Origin of the sequence: Komagataeibacter xylinus, from assembly GCF_031081985.1 — a bacterium.
GTDB classification, from domain to species: domain Bacteria; phylum Pseudomonadota; class Alphaproteobacteria; order Acetobacterales; family Acetobacteraceae; genus Komagataeibacter; species Komagataeibacter xylinus_E.
Genome location: NZ_JARWSK010000001.1, coordinates 302,253 through 320,768 on the forward strand (window position 1 = coordinate 302,253; position 18,516 = coordinate 320,768).

Below are 18,516 nucleotides of genomic sequence, written 5' to 3' on the forward strand. Positions count from 1 at the left end.
ATAAAAGCGGCCAGCAAACTTCACTTGTACTTTTCGAAACAGACTGCTAGATTTCAAACACACTGCAACAAATGCGCCAAAGCCGCCCCTTATCCGGGCGGCTTTTTGCGTTTATGCCCCCGAGAAAACATGAACACGCTCCTTCTGGACCGCTCAACGTGGGATCTGCTGCTTGATGCCAGCGGCAACATAGCGGTGGCGTCGGACGTGTATGCGATCGCGCAGGACATATCGTCCGCCGTGCGCGTGTTTCTGGGGGAATGCTGGTACGACACCACTCAGGGTATGCCCTACCGGCAGAATATCCTGGGCCGCAGCCAATCCGTGGCAGCATTCGAAAAGCAGGTTGAGCAGGTGGCCTTGACCGTGACCGGCGTTGCCGACGCGCAATGCCTGGTGTCCGGCCTGACTGCATCGCGGCAGATGTCCGGAACAATTCTCTTTACCACTACCAGCGGAAGCACTGGCAATGTCAACCTCTGATACCGGAACCACGTCCGTTCCCGCGCCATCCTTTACGGATGCAGGCTTCGCAGCCCCGGCTGAGACGGATATTCTCTCCGGCGCACTGGCTGACCTCAATGCCGCCATGGGTGGAAACATGAATACGGCCCTGTCCACACCGCAGGGGCAGCTTGCCACCTCCTTCACGGCGGCGTTAGGGGATGCCTATGCGCAGATCCTCAACGTCCTGAACGGTGTTGACCCTGATCGTGCGTTTGGTCGCCTTCAGGATGCTATCGGCAACATCTATTTCATGAGCCGGAAGGGAGCGACCGCAACGGTTGTGACGGTCGTATGCACCGGCGCATCCGGCACGGTCATACCTGAGGGGACTCTGGTTCAGGATGTCAGCGGCTACTACTATGCGGCTGATGGGGCGATAACCATCGCGGCCACCGGCGCTGGAACAGGAACATTTTCCTGCACCACCCTTGGCGCGATTGACTGTGCGGCCAATAGCATCAGCGTCTATCAGGCTGTAACCGGCCTTACGTCCGCCACCAACCCCGCCGCTGGTTCAACCGGATCGGCGGAAGAGGGGCGGGCGGCATTCGAGGCAAGGCGCGCCGCCTCTGTAGCATCAAACAGCGTAGGGACGCTTGATGCTATAGCGGGGGCGGTAAGCGCGGTTGATGGTGTGACGGCCAGCTACGTCGCGGATAACAGCACATCAACCGCCGTTACGACTGGCGGTGTCAGCCTCGCCGCGAATAGCCTGTATGTGTGCGTCAATGGCGGAACGGATGAAGCCGTTGCCCTGGCTATCCTGACCAAAAAACCACCGGGCTGCGGCTATACCGGCACAACTACGGTAACGGTGGCGGACCCGAACAGCGCATATCAGACCGCTCCGACCTATAGCGTGTCGTTTACACGGGCCACTGATACCGCCCTGTATTTTGTCGTGACGATCAAAAGTGGCTCTAGCGTTCCGTCAACAGCAGCCACCGATATACAGGCCGCTATCGTGGCGGCCTTCACGGCAGATGACGGGGATGGCTCCATCATCGGCGGGACCGTCTATGCCAGCACCTATTACTCGGCTGTTGCTGCGCTCGGTTCATGGGTCAGGATTGTTGAAATAACGGTTGGCACATCGGCCAGCCCGACCGGGTTTACCGCGGCCCTTGATATCGACCAGATCCCCACGCTCGATGCGTCCGACATAACCGTGACGATTTCCTGATGGAAAACATACAGCAGACAGTTCTATCGCAATACGCGAACAGCCCGGCGCTATGCACGATTATCAACGCATGGAATCAGTGCATCGACCCGTCCAGTCTCATCGACCAGTGGTATGACCTGATATGGAACGTGCAGACGGCGCAGGGATATGGGTTGGACATATGGGGCCGGATTGTTGGCGTATCACGTGTCCTGACAATTTCATCGACGGATTATCTCGGGTGGAGGGAGGCAAACGACCTGACGGAAGTCGGGTTTAATCAGGCCCCTTGGTATTCGGGAAAGGCCGCGACTACGAACTACAGGATGTCAGATGCAGGATTTAGGCAACTGATTTATGCCAAGGCACTCGCCAATATATCCGACTGCTCCATCACCTCTACAAACGCCGTCTTGATGACTTTATTTCCAGATCAAGGGGACGTTTATGTGAAGGATAACATGGACATGACGATGACCTACGTTTTCGATTTCGTTCCTACTGATGTCCAGGTCAGCATTATTCAGAACAGTGGTGTGCTGCCTCGCGCTGCTGGTGTTGCAATCTCCTACCAAATCAAGAGCTAACATGAAAAGCACCGACAGCCTGAATAAGTTCGGCACCCTGATCGGGGCTTCCGCCTCGTCGTCTGATATTACAACAATCCCAGCCACTCAATCAACGGCGGGTGATGGATCAGCCTCAATCGCGTTAGCGTTTCCGCCTGAGTCATTTATCGCACGGGCGGCTGGGGGCGAGCCGCCGAACGGAAAGGATATGAACGGGTTCCTAAACCTGATTTCGGCGGCCATACAGCCGTTACAGGCCGGGTATCTGGGGCCGTTTGACGCAACCTTTGCCGCAGAAATAGGCGGATACCCCTCTGGAGCAATCGTTTCTGGATCTACGGTTGGCGTCTTCTGGGTTTCTACTGCCGATAACAACACGACAACGCCCGGCGATGATGGTGCGGCATGGCAATCCCTATTCAATGGATACGCATCTCAGGCGTGGGCCAATCTGCAATATTTGCGCCTGTCATATTCATCTACCCAGACCGTGACCGGCCCGGTGGCGTTCGACACATCTCCCACTGTTCCTAATGCCACGGCGGCGCAGAACCCTGTGGCCCTGGGCCAGCTTGCCACCCTGACGCCGGGGCGGCTGCTGAAAGTCCAACGCTTCAATACGGCAGGAACATCCACATTCACCCCGACATCCGGTGCAAACTTCTGGCGTGTCCACGTACAGGCAGGAGGCGGTGGTGGTGGCTCCGCCGCTTACAATGAAGGCGACAGCGTATCAGTGGCTCATGCGGGCGGTGGTGGAACATACGCCATGGCCGAATACACCGCATCCGACATGGCAAGCGCCATCGCGGCAGGCATAACCGTCACAGTGGGCGCAGGCGGTGCCCGTCTGGTCACATCTGGGGCCATCGATGGACTGCCCGGAAATAACGGTGAAGCCAGTTCGTTCGGGTCGCTTCTTACGTGTCCGGGTGGCTTAGGTGGGAATGCGGGCACATGGTCAAACTCCGGTCAGTGGGCATCGGCCAATAGCATCCAGTCCGCAGCGGCGACCGGAAGCGGCATCGTGCAGCAGATCCGGGGCGGCTCTCCCGGCGCATCCACCAGCTACGCATTCTCACAGGCGGGCCTCCTGTCGTGGCCGGGTGGCGCGAGCGCTTTTGGTCCGGGCGCTCCGGCTGTCGATGGCGCAAGCGGAAATGTCTACGACGCCATCAACCCCGGCTCGGGCGGCTCTGGCGTCTGCCTGCCTCAGAACAGCGCCAATGCGATGCCTGGAGGCGCGGGGGCGGATGGCCTCGTCTGGGTCGAGGAGTGGATACTGGATGAAAGCGAGTAACCCATGACAGCAAAAACCTATGCCTGGATCGACCCGCAGGGCCTTGTCGGGCAAACCATAACGACCGATGCCGATCTCTCAACGCTCTACGCCCCCGACTTCGTGGCGGCGTGCGTGGATGTGACCAGCGTTACCCCCCAGCCTGCCCAGCACTGGACGGCTACGAAATCGACTGCAGGGGTGTGGTCGTTTGCAACGCCTGTTGCGGCCACGGTTTCTCTGGCGACGCAGGCAAAAAACGCCCTGACCGCTGCTGCATCCGCCACATGGGAAGCCTACGGCATGTATGGGGAGACAACGCCTGCCGATGTCGTGACCTATCTCAAAGCCCTGCAGGCCATCGCCAATGGCACGGACACGACCAGTACGGCATTGCCTGCGGCTCCGACCGACCTGAACGGCACGACCACCACGACGACAGGAAGCACGACATGACCCCGCGCGGCATCCGCAACAACAACCCCGGCAACCTAAACTTTGCCCACCAGCCCGGCGCGTATCTGGAAACCGGCGTGAGCAACCCGCGCTTTGCGGCATTCCCGACCATGGCGGATGGCATCCGCGCCCTGCGCGACCAGCTTCTGCGCTACGCGGCACGCGGCCTGACCACGGTTTCCAGCATCATCTCGGTCTATGCGCCCTCAACCGAAAACGAGACCGCCGCCTACATCACCACCCTGTGCCACCACATGGGCGTGCAGGCCGATACCGTGCTGGACCTGAACGATCCGGCCACGATGGCGGCCCTGATCGGCGGCATCACGACCATCGAGAACGGCCCCGGCCACCTCACGCCAGCCCGGATTGACCAGGCGCTTGGCGTAACACCTGCCGCAACCTGACCGCCCCGCACAGTCCGCGCCTGCCATGCCGCCCACCCGGGCGTTTTTTTTATGAGAAAACGAATGAACGAAACCACACCCCTGACGCAGGGCGGCCCGGTGGCAACCGTCCGCTGTGCCACGGTCGAGGATCTGGCCCGTGTGCGCGAGCGGCTGGCCAAGGTTGAGGGCGGTCACGACAACCTGCGCGACGGGCTGAACACGCTCTCGCAGCAATTTGCCGATCTCAGGCGCGACCTCACGCAGTCCGTCACGGAAAACGCCGCCCAGACCCGCCGCGAGATCATGGAGCGCGTGGACGACATGACCGACACGGCCACCGAACGCAACAACGAGATATCGGGCAGGCTGGCCCGCATCGAAGGCGGCATCAAGCTGACGTCATGGGTCACCATGACCTTCATCGTGCTCGCCACCGGCCTGCTCGGCTGGGGGCAGATTGGCGATGCGGCGTGGTCCTTCTGCAAGCGCGCCTTCGGCTACGGCCCCTGACCGGCCACCATACATCCCATCGAGGCATGACATGATCACAACCGCAAAACTCGGCGGCCTCGGGGCCGTCATCACGCTCCTGCTGACCGAGGTGCCGGAACAATACGCGCTGTATGTTGCGATCTTCGTGTTCGCGTGCAGCGCCGCCGCCGCCATCATCCCGCCGCCGCATGCAGGCAGCCGGTGGGCCGTGGCCTACCAGCTCATGACCACCATCGGCCTGAACATCGGCTGGGCGGAGAACCACTTCAAGCCGGGGCAGTCGGGCGTGCGGGTGCCGCTGGCCGACAAGCCTGCGGCCAAGCAGGCCGTGACCGCAGCGGGCATTCCGGTCCTGAACAAGAAGGGGCGCCCTGAAACCCCTACGTGACTGGCCGGTCCCGGCTCGATCATCCTGATTCCCCGACCGCCCGCGAGGCGGTTTTTTCATATGGAGGCGGCAGACATGCCTGATACGAACATCACCACCATTCCGGCCCTTGAAGGTCTCGTTGAAACCGCGCTGGGCAAGAAGGACTCGGCCACGACGCAGGCCGATATCGCTCTGGCAGGCAACCTGTTGCAGACGCTTCTGCCGGTCATCGTCGAGAAAGCCGCACCGAACCTTGATCTGTCCGGCATCGACGCGGCTCTGACCCAGATCCTGAGCGGCATTTCCAATCTCAAGACAGCGATCGAGACGAAGCCCGCGACGACTGCGACCCCGACCGTCACCACTGTTTCCTAACTGATCAACAAAGGAAAACACCATGAACCAGAATATCTCCCGCCGGTCCCTGCTGCGTGCCGGGGCTGGAACGCTGGCGGCTGGCCTGCTGGCAGCCTGCACCGTGACCAAGAACGGCACGACCACCACGCTGACCCTCAACGTGGCCGAGGTCACAGACTACGGGAACGCGATCCTGTCATTCGCCAACACGGCCATCAATGTCTCGTTCGTGGCGAGCGCGATGGGGACCGCGAACCTGGCACTCGCAAACACGGTGATTGCGTCGCTGAAATCGGCCCTGTCCGCGTTCTCGACTGCCGCCGGGTCGAGCACGTCCGTCAGCTACGACAGCGCCAGCGTGAAAACCGCGTTCGACAGCATCCTTGCCGATGTGGAGAAGGTGGACACGCTCATCATTTCCACGATCACAGGCACGGCAGCAAACCTGTCCAGCAGCGTGGTGTCCGAGGCCAAGACGGCGGCGGGTGCGGCTGAAACGCTGATCTCGCTGCTCAAGGCCATGATCGACATGACTGGCCCGCGCCTGCGTGGTGTGTCGCCCCTGAGCGGTGATGCGGCCATCGGGCAGATTGCCGTTTTCTCGGCCTCGCAGGGATGACCACCCACACGCTCGCCGGTCTAGGCCTGTTCCTGACCGGCGCAGCGTTCTCGCAGGTGCTGGCTTTCGGCATCGCCGCGTGGCGGGAATACCGGCGCGAACGGCAGATTGACGACACGCTTGGGCCTCCTGCGCCCTAGTCTGGGTCTATATCATTTAGGTGGGTTATTTTGATCTGATGGCCCTTTGTGGGATGGTCAATAACCTTCAAACCCACGGTAATATTACCCTGCTTGTCGCGGAATGGTTTTTGGGGTGCTGGCGCATCCATACCACTCAAGGTCAGATCCATTTTTGTTGAAGGATTAACGCTTTCTTCCAGACGATAAACGACCTCGGCGTTCATGGAACGTCCGTTCGCTTTCGCTGATTTCTCAAGCGTTGCCTTTAGTTCGTCCGACATGCGGACATGAATCATGGGGTCGCGTCTAGCCATACGAACTATTTATAACACAGTGATATTGACTTCAATGATAACACGGTGTTACCTATGATTTGTAACACGGTGTTAGGGGAGAATATGGCACGCCGCGATCCAATGATCCACATTCGCTTGGCAACGGAAGTTAAAGATTTCCTTGCTTACCGAGCGAAGAATCAAGAGCGAACGATGGGCGCTCACATCACTTTCTTGCTCAAGCAGGAAATGGAAACAGAAAAGGCACCGGGCCGCCTGGCAGCTAGTCCCGATGCCTCTGAACAGTAACCGCAAGGAAACCATTCCTATGAGTGACATTATCACATCAGGCATCACGCCTGCAATGATTCCGGGCATTCGCAAGGCCATTGAGGTTTGTGAGGAATATGCAAGTGAAAATGCCTTCATCTGCATGGATGAAGTGGACCGTCTTTGCCAATCAAACGCTTGGAAAGATCCCTCAAAGCACGAATTGGCGGCGATTCATCGTCATCAGTCCAATCTATGCACACGCATAGCTGATCACTTCCGCACATTGATTGGTGAAGGAGTAGAGGTATGACCCAGAATATCATTCCCTTCGCGTTCAAGGGGCATGAAATCCGTACCGTTCTGGTTGATGGCAAACCTGCCTTTGTTGGAAAGGATGTGGGCGAACGTCTCGGATATGCCGACCCTACCAACGCTATGAAGCTGCATTGCCGTGGGGTGGTAAAACGCCACCCCATCGTTGATTCCCTTGGGCGCACCCAGAACGCACGCATCATCTTCGAGCCTGACGTACTGCGCCTTATCATCAAGAGCAAGTTGCCCGAGGCGGAAGAATTTGAGCGCTGGGTGTTTGATGAGGTTCTGCCTTCCATCCGCAAGACTGGAAGTTATGGTGCCATCAAAGCCCCGGAACAGAAGCCCAAGCGCATCCGCAAGCCTGCCTTCGATGTAGCCTTCGAGCGCTGCCTGCGTGTCGCATCGCACCTGTCCAATCTGGATGAAAACCAGCGCCTTCTGATGGCCGCTCGCGGCACGAAGGAACTGTCCGGTGTCAATCCTCTGGAATTAATGGGTGTCACGTCCGTTGCCGCGCCGACGCAGGATAATTACCTGACGCCCACGCAGATCGGCAAGGAAATCGGCCTGAGCCCGATTGCCACGAACAAGCTGATTACCACCATTGGATATCAGGTGAAGTCGGTCGGTTCCAGCGTTTCGAGCGACTATTCAATGACCGATGCAGGCGCGAAGCATGGCCGGATGTTCGACACGACGCGTCGCCACGGCAAGGGATCGCAGCAGCAGTTGAAGTGGTCGCCCAATCTGGTGGGTATTCTGCGCGCCGCCATGCTGGCGGATAAGGATGCGCCGCGCCCTTTCGCCAAGGCCAAGGAGTCGGCCCCGGTGTAGCTTCGACGGCAAAGCCCCTCACCAAATCGCACCTCGGCTTTCTCGCTGGCCGTTCATCAGATTATGCGATGGACTATCTGGCCGGGCATCGGCCTGCCGAAGTGGTCTGGCAGACCATGACCGAGTATGTGCAAGCCGTGGCGCGTATGATCGCGGACAGGGAAGGGAAGTCACGACCGCCCGCTGCAATGCGGTTGATGGTGCCGGGGTGCGACATGAAACGGCTGGAAATAGCTTAACCACAAGGCGGTTCTTCGGAGCCGCCTTTTTTATTGGAGAAATCATGACAAAACGCTTTCTCGGGTGCCTGCTTCTGGCGGCCATTTTTCTTTCGGGATGCGCGACATACAAGGATTGTCGTTCTGAAAATATCCCCAAAGGGCAGTGCATTTTTGTAACTGTGTTTGAGAACATCCAGCCATGACCAATCGCAAACTCGGCTGCCGCCCGGCTGAACACCGACCCGGCCAGCCGCATCTGTCCGCCATGCGGGGCTTCTGTACCCGGCGTGCTCCGGCGCGGCTGATCCGCGACCATATCGACCCACACCCCGGCATGCTGGGCAATGATGCTCTGGGCGATTGCACAAGTGCTGGCATCGGCAATCACCTGCACGCCACGGCAGCGCTGGGCGGGTTTGACGTGGCCGTGACGCCTGACGACGCGGTACGGTTCTACAGCCGCTCCACCGGCTACGTGCCCGGAAACCCGAACACAGACAATGGCGGCGTTGAGGTCGATGTGCTGACCGCAGCTTCCCGAGACGGATACGCGCTCGAAACCCAGACCCTGTATCCGTGCTGGGGGAGCGCCGACCCGGGCGACCTGAACGGCATCCGCAATATCACTGCTGGCCTGTCTGCCGCCTATCTGGGCGTGCAGCTCGCGCAGTCGGATATGTGGGAAGATCAGGACGGCAATCTGCCGCCAGTGTGGGACACGGACAGTCCGGCCAATCACGGCGATCCGACACCGGGCAGCGCGGGAGGCCACTGCCTGCTGCTGTGGGATTACGCGGGCACCGCCGACACCGATCTGGTCACGCTCCTGACATGGGGCAGCAAACAGAAAGCGACATGGCGATGGGTTCGGTCCCGCATCATGGAGGCGCACGGGCTGGCATGGGGGCAGTTGCACGCGCCCGGCGCCCTGTATCCGGCTGGTGACGACTGGACGGCGCTGGTCGAGGCCAATGCTGCGTATCTGCGGGGCGTGTCGTGAGGGCAGTTCTGGGGCTGCTGTGTGCTCTTGGCCTGTCTGCCTGCGCCCATCAGGTACCCGTGCAGACCACGATTCCGGCAGCTATGGCTTCCATTCAGTCCAGCCTAGCGCAGGCCGGGGTGGTGTCGGTCTCGCATGCCGGAGAATGGACGGCGGAGCAGGACGCCCGGTTCACGCGCGCCGTGCGTGCCGACCAGTGCAGGCAGCATACGCCCGACCCGGTGGTTGGCACGATTGCAGGCGATGTGACGCTGCAGCTCTCCGGCCAGTTCACGCAGGGAGGGCAGTTCAGCGTAGGTGCGGCCACCACAGTGCCCACGTTCGGGGTGCAGGCCGATGCCAGCCGGACGCGAGGGCAGGCCATCAGCCTGCCGGTGGCCTATGCGCCGCTTTCGTCCATGCCAGATGTGGAGATGGGGCGGCAGCTTGGCTACGAGGCGTCCATGTTCGCCCAGAACGATGATGCCCGGCATGCTGAGGCCAAGCGCCTTATCGCCGACCGCGAGGAACTGCGGGGAAGGGTGCAGGCGACGATTGATACCTGGACCGAGGGCGAGTGTGCCGAGCGTGCGCCGGTCGCGCCGTTCGTGGGTGTGCGGCGATGATCTGGCGCTGGCTACATCGGCTGTTCTGTTTGCGGAGAGGGTGTCGGGAAAATCCCCGAGACCATTCTGGCGATGCCACTGGAAAGGTCAGAGGAAAAGTCGTGAAAGTGATCGACAAACGCCTTTGATGTTAACGATTGATCGACAACGCTAACATGTCCGAACCTTGTGTTAGCCAGATCGGCATTCGGTTAACGCAACTGACTTTGCATTAAAAACGGCAGGAACCCGAAGGCCCTGCCGTTCTGTTGCCCCGTTGGTAGCACCGGGGCGGCGGTCTCTCCCTGCTGTCACGCCTCTGGTTCCGTATAGGTTCAGACCTTACGGCCAACTGTGCGGGCGTCCGCATCTTTGTGCCGCCGGGAGCGAACCCCAGCGTTTGTGCCGCTTTTCGCTACGGCGCGACCTGTGAATTATCCGGTATTTCCGGACAACTGAAACTGGCTCCGGCGGTTCATATGCTGAACCAGACAGGGCTTCGGACCTCTAGTGGCGTTGATAGCCAAGGCCCTACTGGCTTCCCCGTCATGCGCCTAGCACCGGAATAGTGCGGGGCTTCCACCCGCCGCTCACCGACTACTCGGCTATCTGATGGCTGCTTGAGTTCAACCAACGAGCACTCCGACTGTATACCGTCCGCCGGACGACCGTTTGCAGGGGCAGGGTTCGAACCTGCGGCTTGTGATATGGCGGTCACCTATTTTGAACTAAACTACCCTACACCAATGTGCCGCGACGGCCGGGAGCCATTCACCACCAACGGAGATAGGGACCGTCGCGGCGTGGGCATTATAGGGAAGGACGACTCAGGGTACAAGGGAAAGGTGGAGCAACCGAATCGGTGGAAAATCCGTGAACTTTCCCGATAATATGTTCTAACTATATGATTTTATTGTATAAAAAAGGATAGATAACTTCCTTGACATGGTAGGGGTCACAGGTTCAATCCCTGTTGCGCCCACCATCGTCCCTCGATCTTATCCCCTGATTTTCCTATAGAATATGTGTAACCGCTCATCGCAGCGGAGCGCGTAGGTAACACGCAAACAACACGCGTTGCGGCGTTATCAATCGGCTGGCGTATGTGTTATCGCCCTGATTTGTGGAAAATCCGTGGAGTTATTTCTGCTCCCGGCGCGCAATGTCAGGACCGTGTGCCCTGCCGTCATTTCTGGCAGCACCTTAAAAATGCAAGGCGGTTCATGCTGCATCATGATCAACTTGCCATGAAGAAGGGGTCGGTCATATGTGACCGGCCCCGTTTTGCGTTCAGGCGGTTTTAGGGGCTTCCCCGGCAGCCGCCGGGGTCTGGGCGTTGACGGCCTCGGGCAGCAGATGGGCCAGAACGGGCAGGATGGTCGCGGCGGGCAGGCCGGTCTTGTCCACCATGGCCTGAACCTGCTGGTTGCTCAGCAGCGAGCGCAGTTCATCGGTCGAGATGGGCAGGTTGTGGCCATCGCCAATCCATGAGCGCACCTTGTCGCCCAGCCCGGCCTGTTCTGCCTGGGTCAGCAGGTTGGTGATGGTGGCGGGGGTAAGAAGCTCGGCCAGGTAGGAATGCACCTGCTCCGACAGGCCCGCCGCACCGGCCAGATCGCTCAGCTTGCCCATAACATCATTGAAGATACCGCTCATTCTGCTTTGTTCCCGTCATGTCATTTGGTCTGTGCCGCATTATACTACACGACATAGAGTTATAGGAAATTTATATAAAACAGGACAAAAAAAAGCGGTGCATATGCACCGCTGAGTTTAGGGAGGAAACGTCCAAGAAGCAGTTGCACAAGGCAGGTCTGCTTCCCGCCGTTATGACAACCCTCACATTGTTGTGTCAACAAAAAAACGTATGTTCATTTTCGTGCCTGATACATGTGCCATGAAAGCAACGTTTTGGCGTCCGTCATGCCAATATGGGGCAGGTCCGCCATGTCGATCACCCGCAGGCGGATATGTTCATGCTCGCAGGCAAGCCCGGTCTGCCGGTCCGTCAGGTTCTGGGCCAAGGCCTCGTCTATGCGCAGTTCGGTATAGTACAGGCCAATCGCCTCGTCACACCCGCCCGGCGAGAGCCAGACATGCGTCAGTTCCACCAGATCTTCGGCGCGCACATGCAGGTCGGCTCCCACTTCCTCCGCCAGTTCGCGTAGTGCCGTGCTGACAAACGCGCCGCCATCAAGCATGCCCGCGGGCAGGGCAAGCAGGTCAGGTTGGGCGACCGGCACGCGGGCCTCACGCGTGAGGATGGTGCGGTCAGGGTAGCCGGGGCATTGCAGCACGACCATGACCGATACGGAATCACCCCGCAGCAGGGCGAGGCCGGGCACGGCCTTGCCTTCATGCAGGGCATCGGCCTCCACCAGTATGAAGCCCATGCGCTCCGGGCCAAAGGCCACCGCATCGCGCACCAGAACATGGCGTAACGTGAAGCGGGTGCGCATGGCCTCATGCCACCGGCGGAAATGCGGGGCGGCCAGCACGCGGGCCTGCAGGGCGGCATCAATGCCTTGAGCAAAGGAAATATCGGTCATCCGGCCTCTCCATGCCATAGGCCAGCGAAAACGGTCGGCCTCAGTGACGGTTAAAAAGTCAGTTCAGCCAGCATCCTGCAATGATGAAAAGTTTTTGGGCGCCGCCTTTTTTCAAAAAGGCGGCGTTCTGCGAAGCGTTGTGAAAAAAGCTTCACCAAAAACTTCCTTATGATTGACGGCTGTTAAAACAGTCTCAGTCTGGCGTGAACAGGCTGTGCATGATTTCAGCAATCCGTTCCTGATAGGCATCGGGGGCGTGTTCGGTGGCAATGCGGTGCAGCGCATTGTCACGCACCGTATTCCATAGCGTCTGGTCACGATACAGCCGGATGACCTGCGCTGCAAAGGCGGCGGGGTCGGTTATGTCGGCGCAGAGCATGTCATGCCCGTCCTGCCAGCCTGCCTGCTGGCACAGAAGTGGCGAACCGACCACGGGCAGGCCATTGGCTGCCGCCTCGTGCAGTTTATAGGCAATGCCCGCAGCAAAACGGGTGGGGGCGACAAACACGCGAAACCGGTCATAAATGGGGGCCGTATCCGCCACCTGGCCCAGCATGCGCACATTGGGGTGCTGGCGCAACGGGCCAAGATCGACGCGCGGGTTGACATGACCGCACACGCCAAAGCGGATATCCGGCCCGAGTTCGGCCACGAGCAGGGGCAGCACTTCGGCGCTGAACCAGGCCAGCGAGTCAAGATTGGGGGCCTGCTGGTCATGCACCGCGCCGAGGAACAGGATGTCCCGGCGCGCGTCCCACCCCGGTCCCGTGGCGCGGGGCACCTGCACGTGGCCCAGAACGGAGACATTATCAAAGCCCGCCTCACGCAGCAGGTCGGCTTCCGCTTCGTTTACCGCCACCACACGGCGGGCAAGGAACAGCGGGGCCAGTTCTGCCGCCAGCCGCGCGGCAAAGGGCTGGGGGCTGGCAAGGCCGTACAGGCGCTCGTAGGCCACGTCGCGGCAGGTTGCCAGGGCCTCGGTATCGACCACGATGCGGTCGGTGGGAATGCTGGAAGCGGCCTCGTTGAAGATGGAGGCGAGGCGGGCCGCATTATGGGTGCGGGCGATCCAGATGGCATCGAAGCAACTGCGGCGCTTGTGCAAAAATGCACCCAGTTCGGGCAGTTCGCGATCATGAATGACCTCGACCTGATCGGGGAAGGCCGCCCGGATCGTGGCCAGATCCTCAATCGGGCGGAAAATGGGGTAAACCGTGACACGGTAGCCCAAACCCGCCAGCGCCGTGATGATATCATTCGAGCGCGTGAAGCCTGAGCCCAGATAACGCAGTGGCAGCCTGTCCTCGATGAACAGCACATGCCTGCTTCGTGCATCAGCATGGCGGGCACGGGCCTGGAGCGGGTCGTGCCGCAGGGGCCTGCGCCGCAGTTCGGGGCCATGGCGGCGCGTGAACAGGGCGCTGTTGCGCGCGATCAGGCGCGCGGCACTCGTGGCGTCCGACGTGCCGCATTCATAATGCACCAGACACACGTTGGGGTCATACAGAATGCGGTAGCCCTGCGCGCGGATGCGCAGGCACAGATCCGTCTCCTCGAAATAGGCAGGGGCATAGGCTTCATCAAACCCGCCAAGGGCCTGCACCACATCGGTGCGGACCATGAGGAACACGCCCGAGCAGAAATCAACCGCGCGCACGAATCCGGCTTCAGGCACGGCGGGGTGGGCGTCGCGCATGTAGCCCTGCACCGAGCCGTCGCGCCAGACGATGCTGCCTGCCTCCTGCAATACGCCATGGGTGCGGATGATGCGCCCGCCCACGGCCCCGGTCGTTTCATCGGCCATGAGGCGGGCCAGCGCATTGGCAATCGCGCCGTATTGCAGGTCCACGTCGTTGTTGAGGAACAGCACCGCAGGGGCCGCCACCCTGGCAAGGCCCGCGTTGCACCCGCGTACGAAGCCGATATTGCCCGCAAAGCGCAGTACCTCGATGCCTTTTACATGCTGCTCGATATGGGCCACGCCATCACGCGAGCCGGAATCCACCACGATCACCTGAAGCGCGCCCGCGTAATTGGCCCGCAGCGAGGCCAGCGTGGACATGGTCATGGCAAACTGGTCATGCGCGATGATGATGACACTCAGCGCGGGCGGTCCGTCGGCACTGAAATCAATGCCCGCCGCCAGCAGCAGCGGCAGGCGCACGGCGCACATGTGGCGGAACAGGGCGCGGGCCTGCGGCTCGGTTACGGGTGGCGGCGCGGCGGGGCGCAGGTCGGGGCGGGTCGCAAGGTAGTGGCCAAAACCATCGCGCGCGCGGCCTGCGTTCACGTCGGCCTGAATGGCGGGGTCGCGCATGTACTGCGCCAAGTCCAGCATCGAGCACGGCTTGCGCAGTTCATGCACGCCGTGGCGCAGGAAGTGGGCATAGCCGTTGCGCAGTTCGCCCCGCTCCACCGCCTCGAGCACGTCAGGGTTGACGGCGCAGTAGAAAGATTCGGAAAACAGGGGGCCGGGATCAAATTCCAGTGGCGTGGCATTGCACAGGTAATGGTGCAGGGCGGATTGCCATAATCCCTCTGTAATTTCCGCCTGCACGTCGGGATAGGTGCGCGCGTACCATTCGGCATCGAAATAGGGCGAGAGCGTGCGCCACGGCAGGGCCGCCGCCCCATGCAGCAGGTAATGGGCAAAAGGGTGGGCGAGGGCGCTGCCTTCTCCCTCCGGGGCCTCGGCGAGATAGGTGGCGGGGTCAAAAAAGCACGACCCGGTGCGCATCTGTGCATCGCCCGTGCGCAGGTAATGGTCGTAGCCATTGCGGTAGCCGGCCTGCTCGAGGCTGGCCTGCGTCATGTCGGGGTAGGCGGCGCGGTAGGCGTGCTCGTCAAACAGCCAGTGGGGGTTGTGGTCGTTCAGGCCCGCGTTCAGGTAATGGTCGAACCCGCTACGCCATACGCCCTGCGCCACGAGGGCCGCCACGTCAGGGTAGGTGGCGCAGTACCATGCCTCATCAAAGAACGGGTTGGGGGCGTGGTGCAGGGCCGCGCCATGCTCGTGGTAGAAATCGCGCGCCTGTGCGGGTGTTATGCCCATAAGGTCCAGCACCGCGGCGTAGCGGGCGTGGTACCATGCGGCATCGAAACTGGCCCAGCGGGCAGCCATTTCCGCATGATCGGGGGAAACAGCCATCATCAATCCCTGTCTCGTTCCTGTTCACGGCGTTATGCCCGCAAAAGGTTAAGAGACGGTTTGAAACGCCGGTTTTTGGAACAGGCCGCCCATCATGCGGCATCAGCCCCGTGCCGCGAGCCGCCGCGCCGGGTGGCCCCATGTGTTCATGATCACGACCCCCAGCATGACCACGCCACCGCCAAGCAGCGTGCGGCCTGCGGGGACTTCCCCCGTGAGCGCAAAGGCCAGCAGCATGGTGACGGGGGGCAGGGTATAGAGCAGCGCGGAGCCACGCGCGGCCCCCATGTGGCTGATTACGAAGGTCCATGCGCCATAGCCCAGCGCCGCGGGAAAGACGGCGAGTTCCACCACCGCTGCCATGCACGACCACGGCGCATGGACAACAACCACGCAGGCGCGGGGCAGCCACGGCAGCAGCAGCAGCCCGCCTGCAATGAGGATATAGGCAATGGTGGGCAGCGCCCCATAGCGCGGCATGAGCTGGCGCAGCATGATGGTGTAGATGGCCGAGCACAGGGCGGCGCCCAGCACCAGTGTCGCTCCGGAGCCAAACGCGATGCCGCCTGCCTGCCCCCCCGCGATCAGGATCACGCCCGAGAAACTGAGCAGCGATCCCGCCCACCCCCACGCGGTCAGCCGCTCGCCCAGAACGGGCATGGCGATCAGCGCGGTCATGAGCGGACACGAACTGATGAGCAGGCTCGCCGCCCCGGCCGAGACCGTGAGCTCACCCATGTTGAACAGTACATTATAAAGTGAAATGCCAATGCCCGCGCAGGCGAGTATGCGCGGCACGTCACGCCAGGCAGGGGGCGGTATGCGCCTGCAGGCCAGCCACAGGGCCGCAAGTACTGCCGCTACCGCGTAACGGATGGCGGCCAGCGGCACCGGCGGCATGTCGCGCAACGCAATGCGCACCACAGGGTAGGCGCTGGCCCACGACAGGATGGCCGTTGCCACGGCAAGCGGCAGCATGCGGGTTGCCAGGGTCTTGTTGCTCATGCTTTCCGCATAGCAGGGTTTGAAACGCAAGGGGAATGGATTTACGCCCGGCGCTGATCTGCCCTGCCATGAGGGGCAGGTCAGTCCTTGCTGGCGGGCGGGGCCGAAATATCGGCTACCCTGGCGGCGACGGCTTTCTGGGCATCAGCCGGGGCAAGGGCTACGACCAGTCCCTGGTCGCCCGCATTGATATAGACCGTGGGTTGCGTCATGGCCGCAGCCGAGAGCACGACAGGCATGGGGCTGGCCTGGCCGAACGGACTGGTGCCACCGGAGCGGAAGCCGGTCAGCTCTGCTGATTTCTCGGGCGGCATCATGCGTGCATTGCGCCCCCCGAACAGGGCCGCCACCGCCTTGAAATTCACCTTGTGATCGGCTGGCACCACAAGGCAGACTGGTGTTGCGCGGTCCACCTCCACCACCAGCGTCTTGAGCACGCAGGCGGGGTCCGCCCCGATGGAAGATGCGGCCTGCATGCCGATCAGCCCGCCACCGGGCGCGTATTCATACTGATGCACTGAAAACGGCACGCCACTGGCGGCGAGGAATTCGGTAGCCTTTGTCTGTTGTGTCATGCTGTCTGTTTTTCATCCCCTGTGGGGCGGTCCATGCCGCCTGCTGCAACGCCAAGAATAAAATGGCACCCGCATGCCATGCAACAGCAGGTGGCCCGCGCGTTATGCCCGCCCTGCGCCCCGCACAATGGCAGGCAGCGCGAGCACGATCAGCACGGCTCCCAGCCCCATGAGCGATCGCGTGCCCCAAAACGCATAACCCAGCGCGCCTGCGCTGCCCCCCAGCACGAAGGAGGCGATGATCGCGCCATGGAGGCGCAGCCGCGTTGCCACGTCAGGCGAGGGGGGCGTGCGGTTCCCCATCCACTGGGCCAGTTCCAGCCCGAGATCGGTCAGCATGCCGGTCATGTGCGTGGTGCGCACCCGCGCGCCCGAGATATGGGTGACCGTGGCGTTCTGCATTCCCATGAGGAAACCCAGGCCATAGCCCAGCACCCCGGCGCCTGGCCCGGCAGGCAGCCAGCCCGTCATCAGCCCCAGCGCCATGAGCGCCACGCCTTCCAGCACGATGATGCGGGCATGCATGCAGGCCACGCCCCGCCTGCATCCCGCCATCAGGCGCAGCGTTGCCACAATTGCTCCCACTACGAAGGCCGCCACCAGCCCCAGGCCACGCAGCATGGTCATGACCCCGCCCGATGCCAGCCCTGTCGCCACGACAGAGAGGTTGCCGGTCATGTTCGCGGCATAGGCGCCGAACGCCAGGAAACCGGTCACATTCACGCCACCTGCCACCGCGGCGAGCGTGCAGCCCAGCCTGATGTCGGTTCTGATAGTGCGTGATGGGCCTTCGTGAACCAGCATATCCGTCTTCCGCGTGGTGCGGGACAGTCCGCGCCATGACGGTGGTATCGGCCAAGGGGCGCGGCAAATGCAACCTGCAATACCAGTACGCCCCCTTGGTTGGATCCGGCAGGATCACATGGACGCGAGACTTCAGAAAGAATTTTGCAACCTCGGGTAGTGTTTTCTGGTGGTATCAGAAACATTTCTTATCGCGGCGCTGCGTGCCCCCCACGCGCTCACGTCCCGCCATTAGGATCTGGTGCCGGGCGCATGCCCTGCCTGATTTCTGCCATATTTCCACAGTCGTTTTTAACCGGACCATTTGATTATACGATTATGGTAAGCCTGAGCGCGGACGCTTTCATGAATGTTGATAGCGTATATATGAATATATGTTCATAATTCGATAGCTTTTCAAGGTCATGATCTTGCCATTCCGAGGTATGGTCTGTGTCTATGCCAGCCTTGTCCATATTATAGGAAGATATACCTAAATGTTAATTTCCCTCTCAGAGTCTAAGTATTTTGAAAATTAATGGAGATATGTTAAGTGATTTTTATGGACTTTAATGAATAAAAATGTAAATCATAAAATTAATATATGTTAACTTAATATTTTGTTTCAG

General features: G+C 60.7%; 23 protein-coding genes and 1 tRNA gene. 16 read left to right on the top strand and 8 right to left on the bottom strand.

What is annotated here, in order from left to right:
* Positions 1-129: 129 nt before the first annotated feature.
* The 11 genes from QEG70_RS01465 (at position 130) to QEG70_RS01515 (ending at position 6,343) form a co-directional block, all read left to right on the top strand.
* The gene (locus tag QEG70_RS01465; protein WP_308719011.1) at positions 130-483 is read left to right on the top strand and encodes a contractile injection system sheath initiator; all 354 of its coding nucleotides are present in this window, start codon (positions 130-132) and stop codon (positions 481-483) included.
* A complete protein-coding gene (locus QEG70_RS01470; protein WP_308719012.1) occupies positions 470-1,690 on the top strand; it encodes a baseplate J/gp47 family protein in 1,221 nt (406 codons plus the stop codon). Before QEG70_RS01465 ends, QEG70_RS01470 begins: the two co-directional genes overlap by 14 nt.
* Positions 1,690-2,259, top strand: a complete 570-nt coding sequence (locus QEG70_RS01475; RefSeq protein ID WP_308719013.1) for a DUF2612 domain-containing protein — start codon at positions 1,690-1,692, stop codon at positions 2,257-2,259. Before QEG70_RS01470 ends, QEG70_RS01475 begins: the two co-directional genes overlap by 1 nt.
* 190 nt (positions 2,260-2,449) lie before the next feature.
* Positions 2,450-3,541 carry a glycine-rich domain-containing protein gene (locus QEG70_RS01480; RefSeq protein WP_308719014.1) on the top strand — a complete coding sequence of 364 codons (1,092 nt, stop codon included), beginning with the start codon at positions 2,450-2,452 and terminating at the stop codon, positions 3,539-3,541.
* Positions 3,542-3,544: 3 nt separating this feature from the next.
* A complete protein-coding gene (locus QEG70_RS01485) occupies positions 3,545-3,976 on the top strand; it encodes a hypothetical protein (RefSeq protein ID WP_308719015.1) in 432 nt (143 codons plus the stop codon).
* On the top strand, positions 3,973-4,383 hold the full coding sequence (locus tag QEG70_RS01490; RefSeq protein WP_308719016.1) for a structural protein: 411 nt from the start codon (positions 3,973-3,975) through the stop codon (positions 4,381-4,383). The genes QEG70_RS01485 and QEG70_RS01490 overlap by 4 nt, the downstream gene beginning before the upstream one ends.
* A 63-nt stretch (positions 4,384-4,446) precedes the next feature.
* Positions 4,447-4,875: a hypothetical protein gene (locus QEG70_RS01495; RefSeq protein WP_308719017.1), complete on the top strand. Its 429-nt coding sequence runs from the start codon at positions 4,447-4,449 to the stop codon at positions 4,873-4,875.
* A 31-nt stretch (positions 4,876-4,906) separates the two neighbouring features.
* Positions 4,907-5,245 carry a hypothetical protein gene (locus QEG70_RS01500; protein ID WP_308719018.1) on the top strand — a complete coding sequence of 113 codons (339 nt, stop codon included), beginning with the start codon at positions 4,907-4,909 and terminating at the stop codon, positions 5,243-5,245.
* Positions 5,246-5,320: 75 nt separating this feature from the next.
* Positions 5,321-5,602 (top strand): hypothetical protein, encoded by a 282-nt coding sequence (locus tag QEG70_RS01505; RefSeq protein WP_308719019.1) that lies wholly within the window; start codon positions 5,321-5,323, stop codon positions 5,600-5,602.
* 22 nt (positions 5,603-5,624) lie between these two features.
* Positions 5,625-6,203 carry a hypothetical protein gene (locus QEG70_RS01510; RefSeq protein ID WP_308719020.1) on the top strand — a complete coding sequence of 193 codons (579 nt, stop codon included), beginning with the start codon at positions 5,625-5,627 and terminating at the stop codon, positions 6,201-6,203.
* On the top strand, positions 6,200-6,343 hold the full coding sequence (locus QEG70_RS01515) for a hypothetical protein (RefSeq protein WP_308719021.1): 144 nt from the start codon (positions 6,200-6,202) through the stop codon (positions 6,341-6,343). Before QEG70_RS01510 ends, QEG70_RS01515 begins: the two co-directional genes overlap by 4 nt.
* Here the strand turns inward: QEG70_RS01515 and QEG70_RS01520 are convergent.
* Positions 6,340-6,639 carry an Arc family DNA-binding protein gene (locus QEG70_RS01520; protein WP_308719022.1) on the bottom strand — a complete coding sequence of 100 codons (300 nt, stop codon included), beginning with the start codon at positions 6,637-6,639 and terminating at the stop codon, positions 6,340-6,342. The two genes, QEG70_RS01515 and QEG70_RS01520, sit on opposite strands and share 4 nt — an antisense overlap.
* Positions 6,640-6,723: 84 nt before the next feature.
* On the opposite strand from QEG70_RS01520, the gene QEG70_RS01525 reads away from it, so the two are divergent.
* The 5 genes from QEG70_RS01525 (at position 6,724) to QEG70_RS01545 (ending at position 9,848) form a co-directional block, all read left to right on the top strand.
* The gene (locus tag QEG70_RS01525) at positions 6,724-6,909 is read left to right on the top strand and encodes a hypothetical protein (protein WP_308719023.1); all 186 of its coding nucleotides are present in this window, start codon (positions 6,724-6,726) and stop codon (positions 6,907-6,909) included.
* A gap of 19 nt (positions 6,910-6,928) precedes the next feature.
* Complete coding sequence (locus QEG70_RS01530) at positions 6,929-7,183, top strand: hypothetical protein (protein WP_308719024.1); 255 nt, start codon at positions 6,929-6,931, stop codon at positions 7,181-7,183.
* Positions 7,180-8,022, top strand: coding sequence for a BRO-N domain-containing protein (locus QEG70_RS01535; RefSeq protein ID WP_308719025.1), 843 nt, complete (start codon positions 7,180-7,182; stop codon positions 8,020-8,022). Before QEG70_RS01530 ends, QEG70_RS01535 begins: the two co-directional genes overlap by 4 nt.
* A gap of 420 nt (positions 8,023-8,442) precedes the next feature.
* The gene (locus QEG70_RS01540) at positions 8,443-9,243 is read left to right on the top strand and encodes a hypothetical protein (RefSeq protein ID WP_308719026.1); all 801 of its coding nucleotides are present in this window, start codon (positions 8,443-8,445) and stop codon (positions 9,241-9,243) included.
* Positions 9,240-9,848 carry a hypothetical protein gene (locus QEG70_RS01545; RefSeq protein WP_308719027.1) on the top strand — a complete coding sequence of 203 codons (609 nt, stop codon included), beginning with the start codon at positions 9,240-9,242 and terminating at the stop codon, positions 9,846-9,848. Before QEG70_RS01540 ends, QEG70_RS01545 begins: the two co-directional genes overlap by 4 nt.
* Before the next feature lie 651 nt (positions 9,849-10,499).
* Here QEG70_RS01545 and QEG70_RS01550 read toward each other — a convergent pair.
* The 7 genes from QEG70_RS01550 to QEG70_RS01580 all read right to left on the bottom strand — a co-directional run bounded on the left by QEG70_RS01550 (position 10,500) and on the right by QEG70_RS01580 (position 17,908).
* Positions 10,500-10,570 (bottom strand) — tRNA-Gly (locus QEG70_RS01550).
* 547 nt (positions 10,571-11,117) lie between these two features.
* Positions 11,118-11,483 (bottom strand): YidB family protein, encoded by a 366-nt coding sequence (locus QEG70_RS01555; RefSeq protein WP_308719028.1) that lies wholly within the window; start codon positions 11,481-11,483, stop codon positions 11,118-11,120.
* A gap of 215 nt (positions 11,484-11,698) precedes the next feature.
* Positions 11,699-12,376: an NUDIX domain-containing protein gene (locus QEG70_RS01560; protein WP_308719029.1), complete on the bottom strand. Its 678-nt coding sequence runs from the start codon at positions 12,374-12,376 to the stop codon at positions 11,699-11,701.
* Positions 12,377-12,569: 193 nt separating this feature from the next.
* Complete coding sequence (locus QEG70_RS01565) at positions 12,570-15,524, bottom strand: glycosyltransferase (RefSeq protein WP_308719425.1); 2,955 nt, start codon at positions 15,522-15,524, stop codon at positions 12,570-12,572.
* 102 nt (positions 15,525-15,626) lie between these two features.
* The gene (locus QEG70_RS01570) at positions 15,627-16,529 is read right to left on the bottom strand and encodes a DMT family transporter (RefSeq protein ID WP_308719030.1); all 903 of its coding nucleotides are present in this window, start codon (positions 16,527-16,529) and stop codon (positions 15,627-15,629) included.
* A gap of 80 nt (positions 16,530-16,609) precedes the next feature.
* The gene (locus QEG70_RS01575) at positions 16,610-17,104 is read right to left on the bottom strand and encodes a YbaK/EbsC family protein (protein WP_308719031.1); all 495 of its coding nucleotides are present in this window, start codon (positions 17,102-17,104) and stop codon (positions 16,610-16,612) included.
* Positions 17,105-17,206: 102 nt separating this feature from the next.
* Positions 17,207-17,908, bottom strand: a complete 702-nt coding sequence (locus tag QEG70_RS01580) for a YoaK family protein (protein WP_308719032.1) — start codon at positions 17,906-17,908, stop codon at positions 17,207-17,209.
* Positions 17,909-18,516 lie beyond the last annotated feature (608 nt).

Excerpts from the sequence above, each read along its gene's own strand:
- QEG70_RS01530 (WP_308719024.1), top strand. The coding sequence starts at position 6,929 with ATGAGTGACATTATCACATCAGGCATCACGCCTGCAATGATTCCGGGC.
- QEG70_RS01525 (WP_308719023.1), top strand. The coding sequence starts at position 6,724 with ATGGCACGCCGCGATCCAATGATCCACATTCGCTTGGCAACGGAAGTT.
- QEG70_RS01500 (WP_308719018.1), top strand. The coding sequence starts at position 4,907 with ATGATCACAACCGCAAAACTCGGCGGCCTCGGGGCCGTCATCACGCTC.
- QEG70_RS01575 (WP_308719031.1), bottom strand. The coding sequence starts at position 17,104 with ATGACACAACAGACAAAGGCTACCGAATTCCTCGCCGCCAGTGGCGTG.
- QEG70_RS01540 (WP_308719026.1), top strand. The coding sequence starts at position 8,443 with ATGACCAATCGCAAACTCGGCTGCCGCCCGGCTGAACACCGACCCGGC.
- QEG70_RS01520 (WP_308719022.1), bottom strand. The coding sequence starts at position 6,639 with ATGGCTAGACGCGACCCCATGATTCATGTCCGCATGTCGGACGAACTA.
- QEG70_RS01570 (WP_308719030.1), bottom strand. The coding sequence starts at position 16,529 with ATGAGCAACAAGACCCTGGCAACCCGCATGCTGCCGCTTGCCGTGGCA.
- QEG70_RS01470 (WP_308719012.1), top strand. The coding sequence starts at position 470 with ATGTCAACCTCTGATACCGGAACCACGTCCGTTCCCGCGCCATCCTTT.
- QEG70_RS01565 (WP_308719425.1), bottom strand. The coding sequence starts at position 15,524 with ATGGCTGTTTCCCCCGATCATGCGGAAATGGCTGCCCGCTGGGCCAGT.
- QEG70_RS01510 (WP_308719020.1), top strand. The coding sequence starts at position 5,625 with ATGAACCAGAATATCTCCCGCCGGTCCCTGCTGCGTGCCGGGGCTGGA.
- QEG70_RS01495 (WP_308719017.1), top strand. The coding sequence starts at position 4,447 with ATGAACGAAACCACACCCCTGACGCAGGGCGGCCCGGTGGCAACCGTC.
- QEG70_RS01485 (WP_308719015.1), top strand. The coding sequence starts at position 3,545 with ATGACAGCAAAAACCTATGCCTGGATCGACCCGCAGGGCCTTGTCGGG.
- QEG70_RS01515 (WP_308719021.1), top strand. The coding sequence starts at position 6,200 with ATGACCACCCACACGCTCGCCGGTCTAGGCCTGTTCCTGACCGGCGCA.
- QEG70_RS01465 (WP_308719011.1), top strand. The coding sequence starts at position 130 with ATGAACACGCTCCTTCTGGACCGCTCAACGTGGGATCTGCTGCTTGAT.
- QEG70_RS01555 (WP_308719028.1), bottom strand. The coding sequence starts at position 11,483 with ATGAGCGGTATCTTCAATGATGTTATGGGCAAGCTGAGCGATCTGGCC.
- QEG70_RS01490 (WP_308719016.1), top strand. The coding sequence starts at position 3,973 with ATGACCCCGCGCGGCATCCGCAACAACAACCCCGGCAACCTAAACTTT.
- QEG70_RS01535 (WP_308719025.1), top strand. The coding sequence starts at position 7,180 with ATGACCCAGAATATCATTCCCTTCGCGTTCAAGGGGCATGAAATCCGT.
- QEG70_RS01475 (WP_308719013.1), top strand. The coding sequence starts at position 1,690 with ATGGAAAACATACAGCAGACAGTTCTATCGCAATACGCGAACAGCCCG.
- QEG70_RS01505 (WP_308719019.1), top strand. The coding sequence starts at position 5,321 with ATGCCTGATACGAACATCACCACCATTCCGGCCCTTGAAGGTCTCGTT.
- QEG70_RS01480 (WP_308719014.1), top strand. The coding sequence starts at position 2,450 with ATGAACGGGTTCCTAAACCTGATTTCGGCGGCCATACAGCCGTTACAG.
- QEG70_RS01560 (WP_308719029.1), bottom strand. The coding sequence starts at position 12,376 with ATGACCGATATTTCCTTTGCTCAAGGCATTGATGCCGCCCTGCAGGCC.
- QEG70_RS01580 (WP_308719032.1), bottom strand. The coding sequence starts at position 17,908 with ATGCTGGTTCACGAAGGCCCATCACGCACTATCAGAACCGACATCAGG.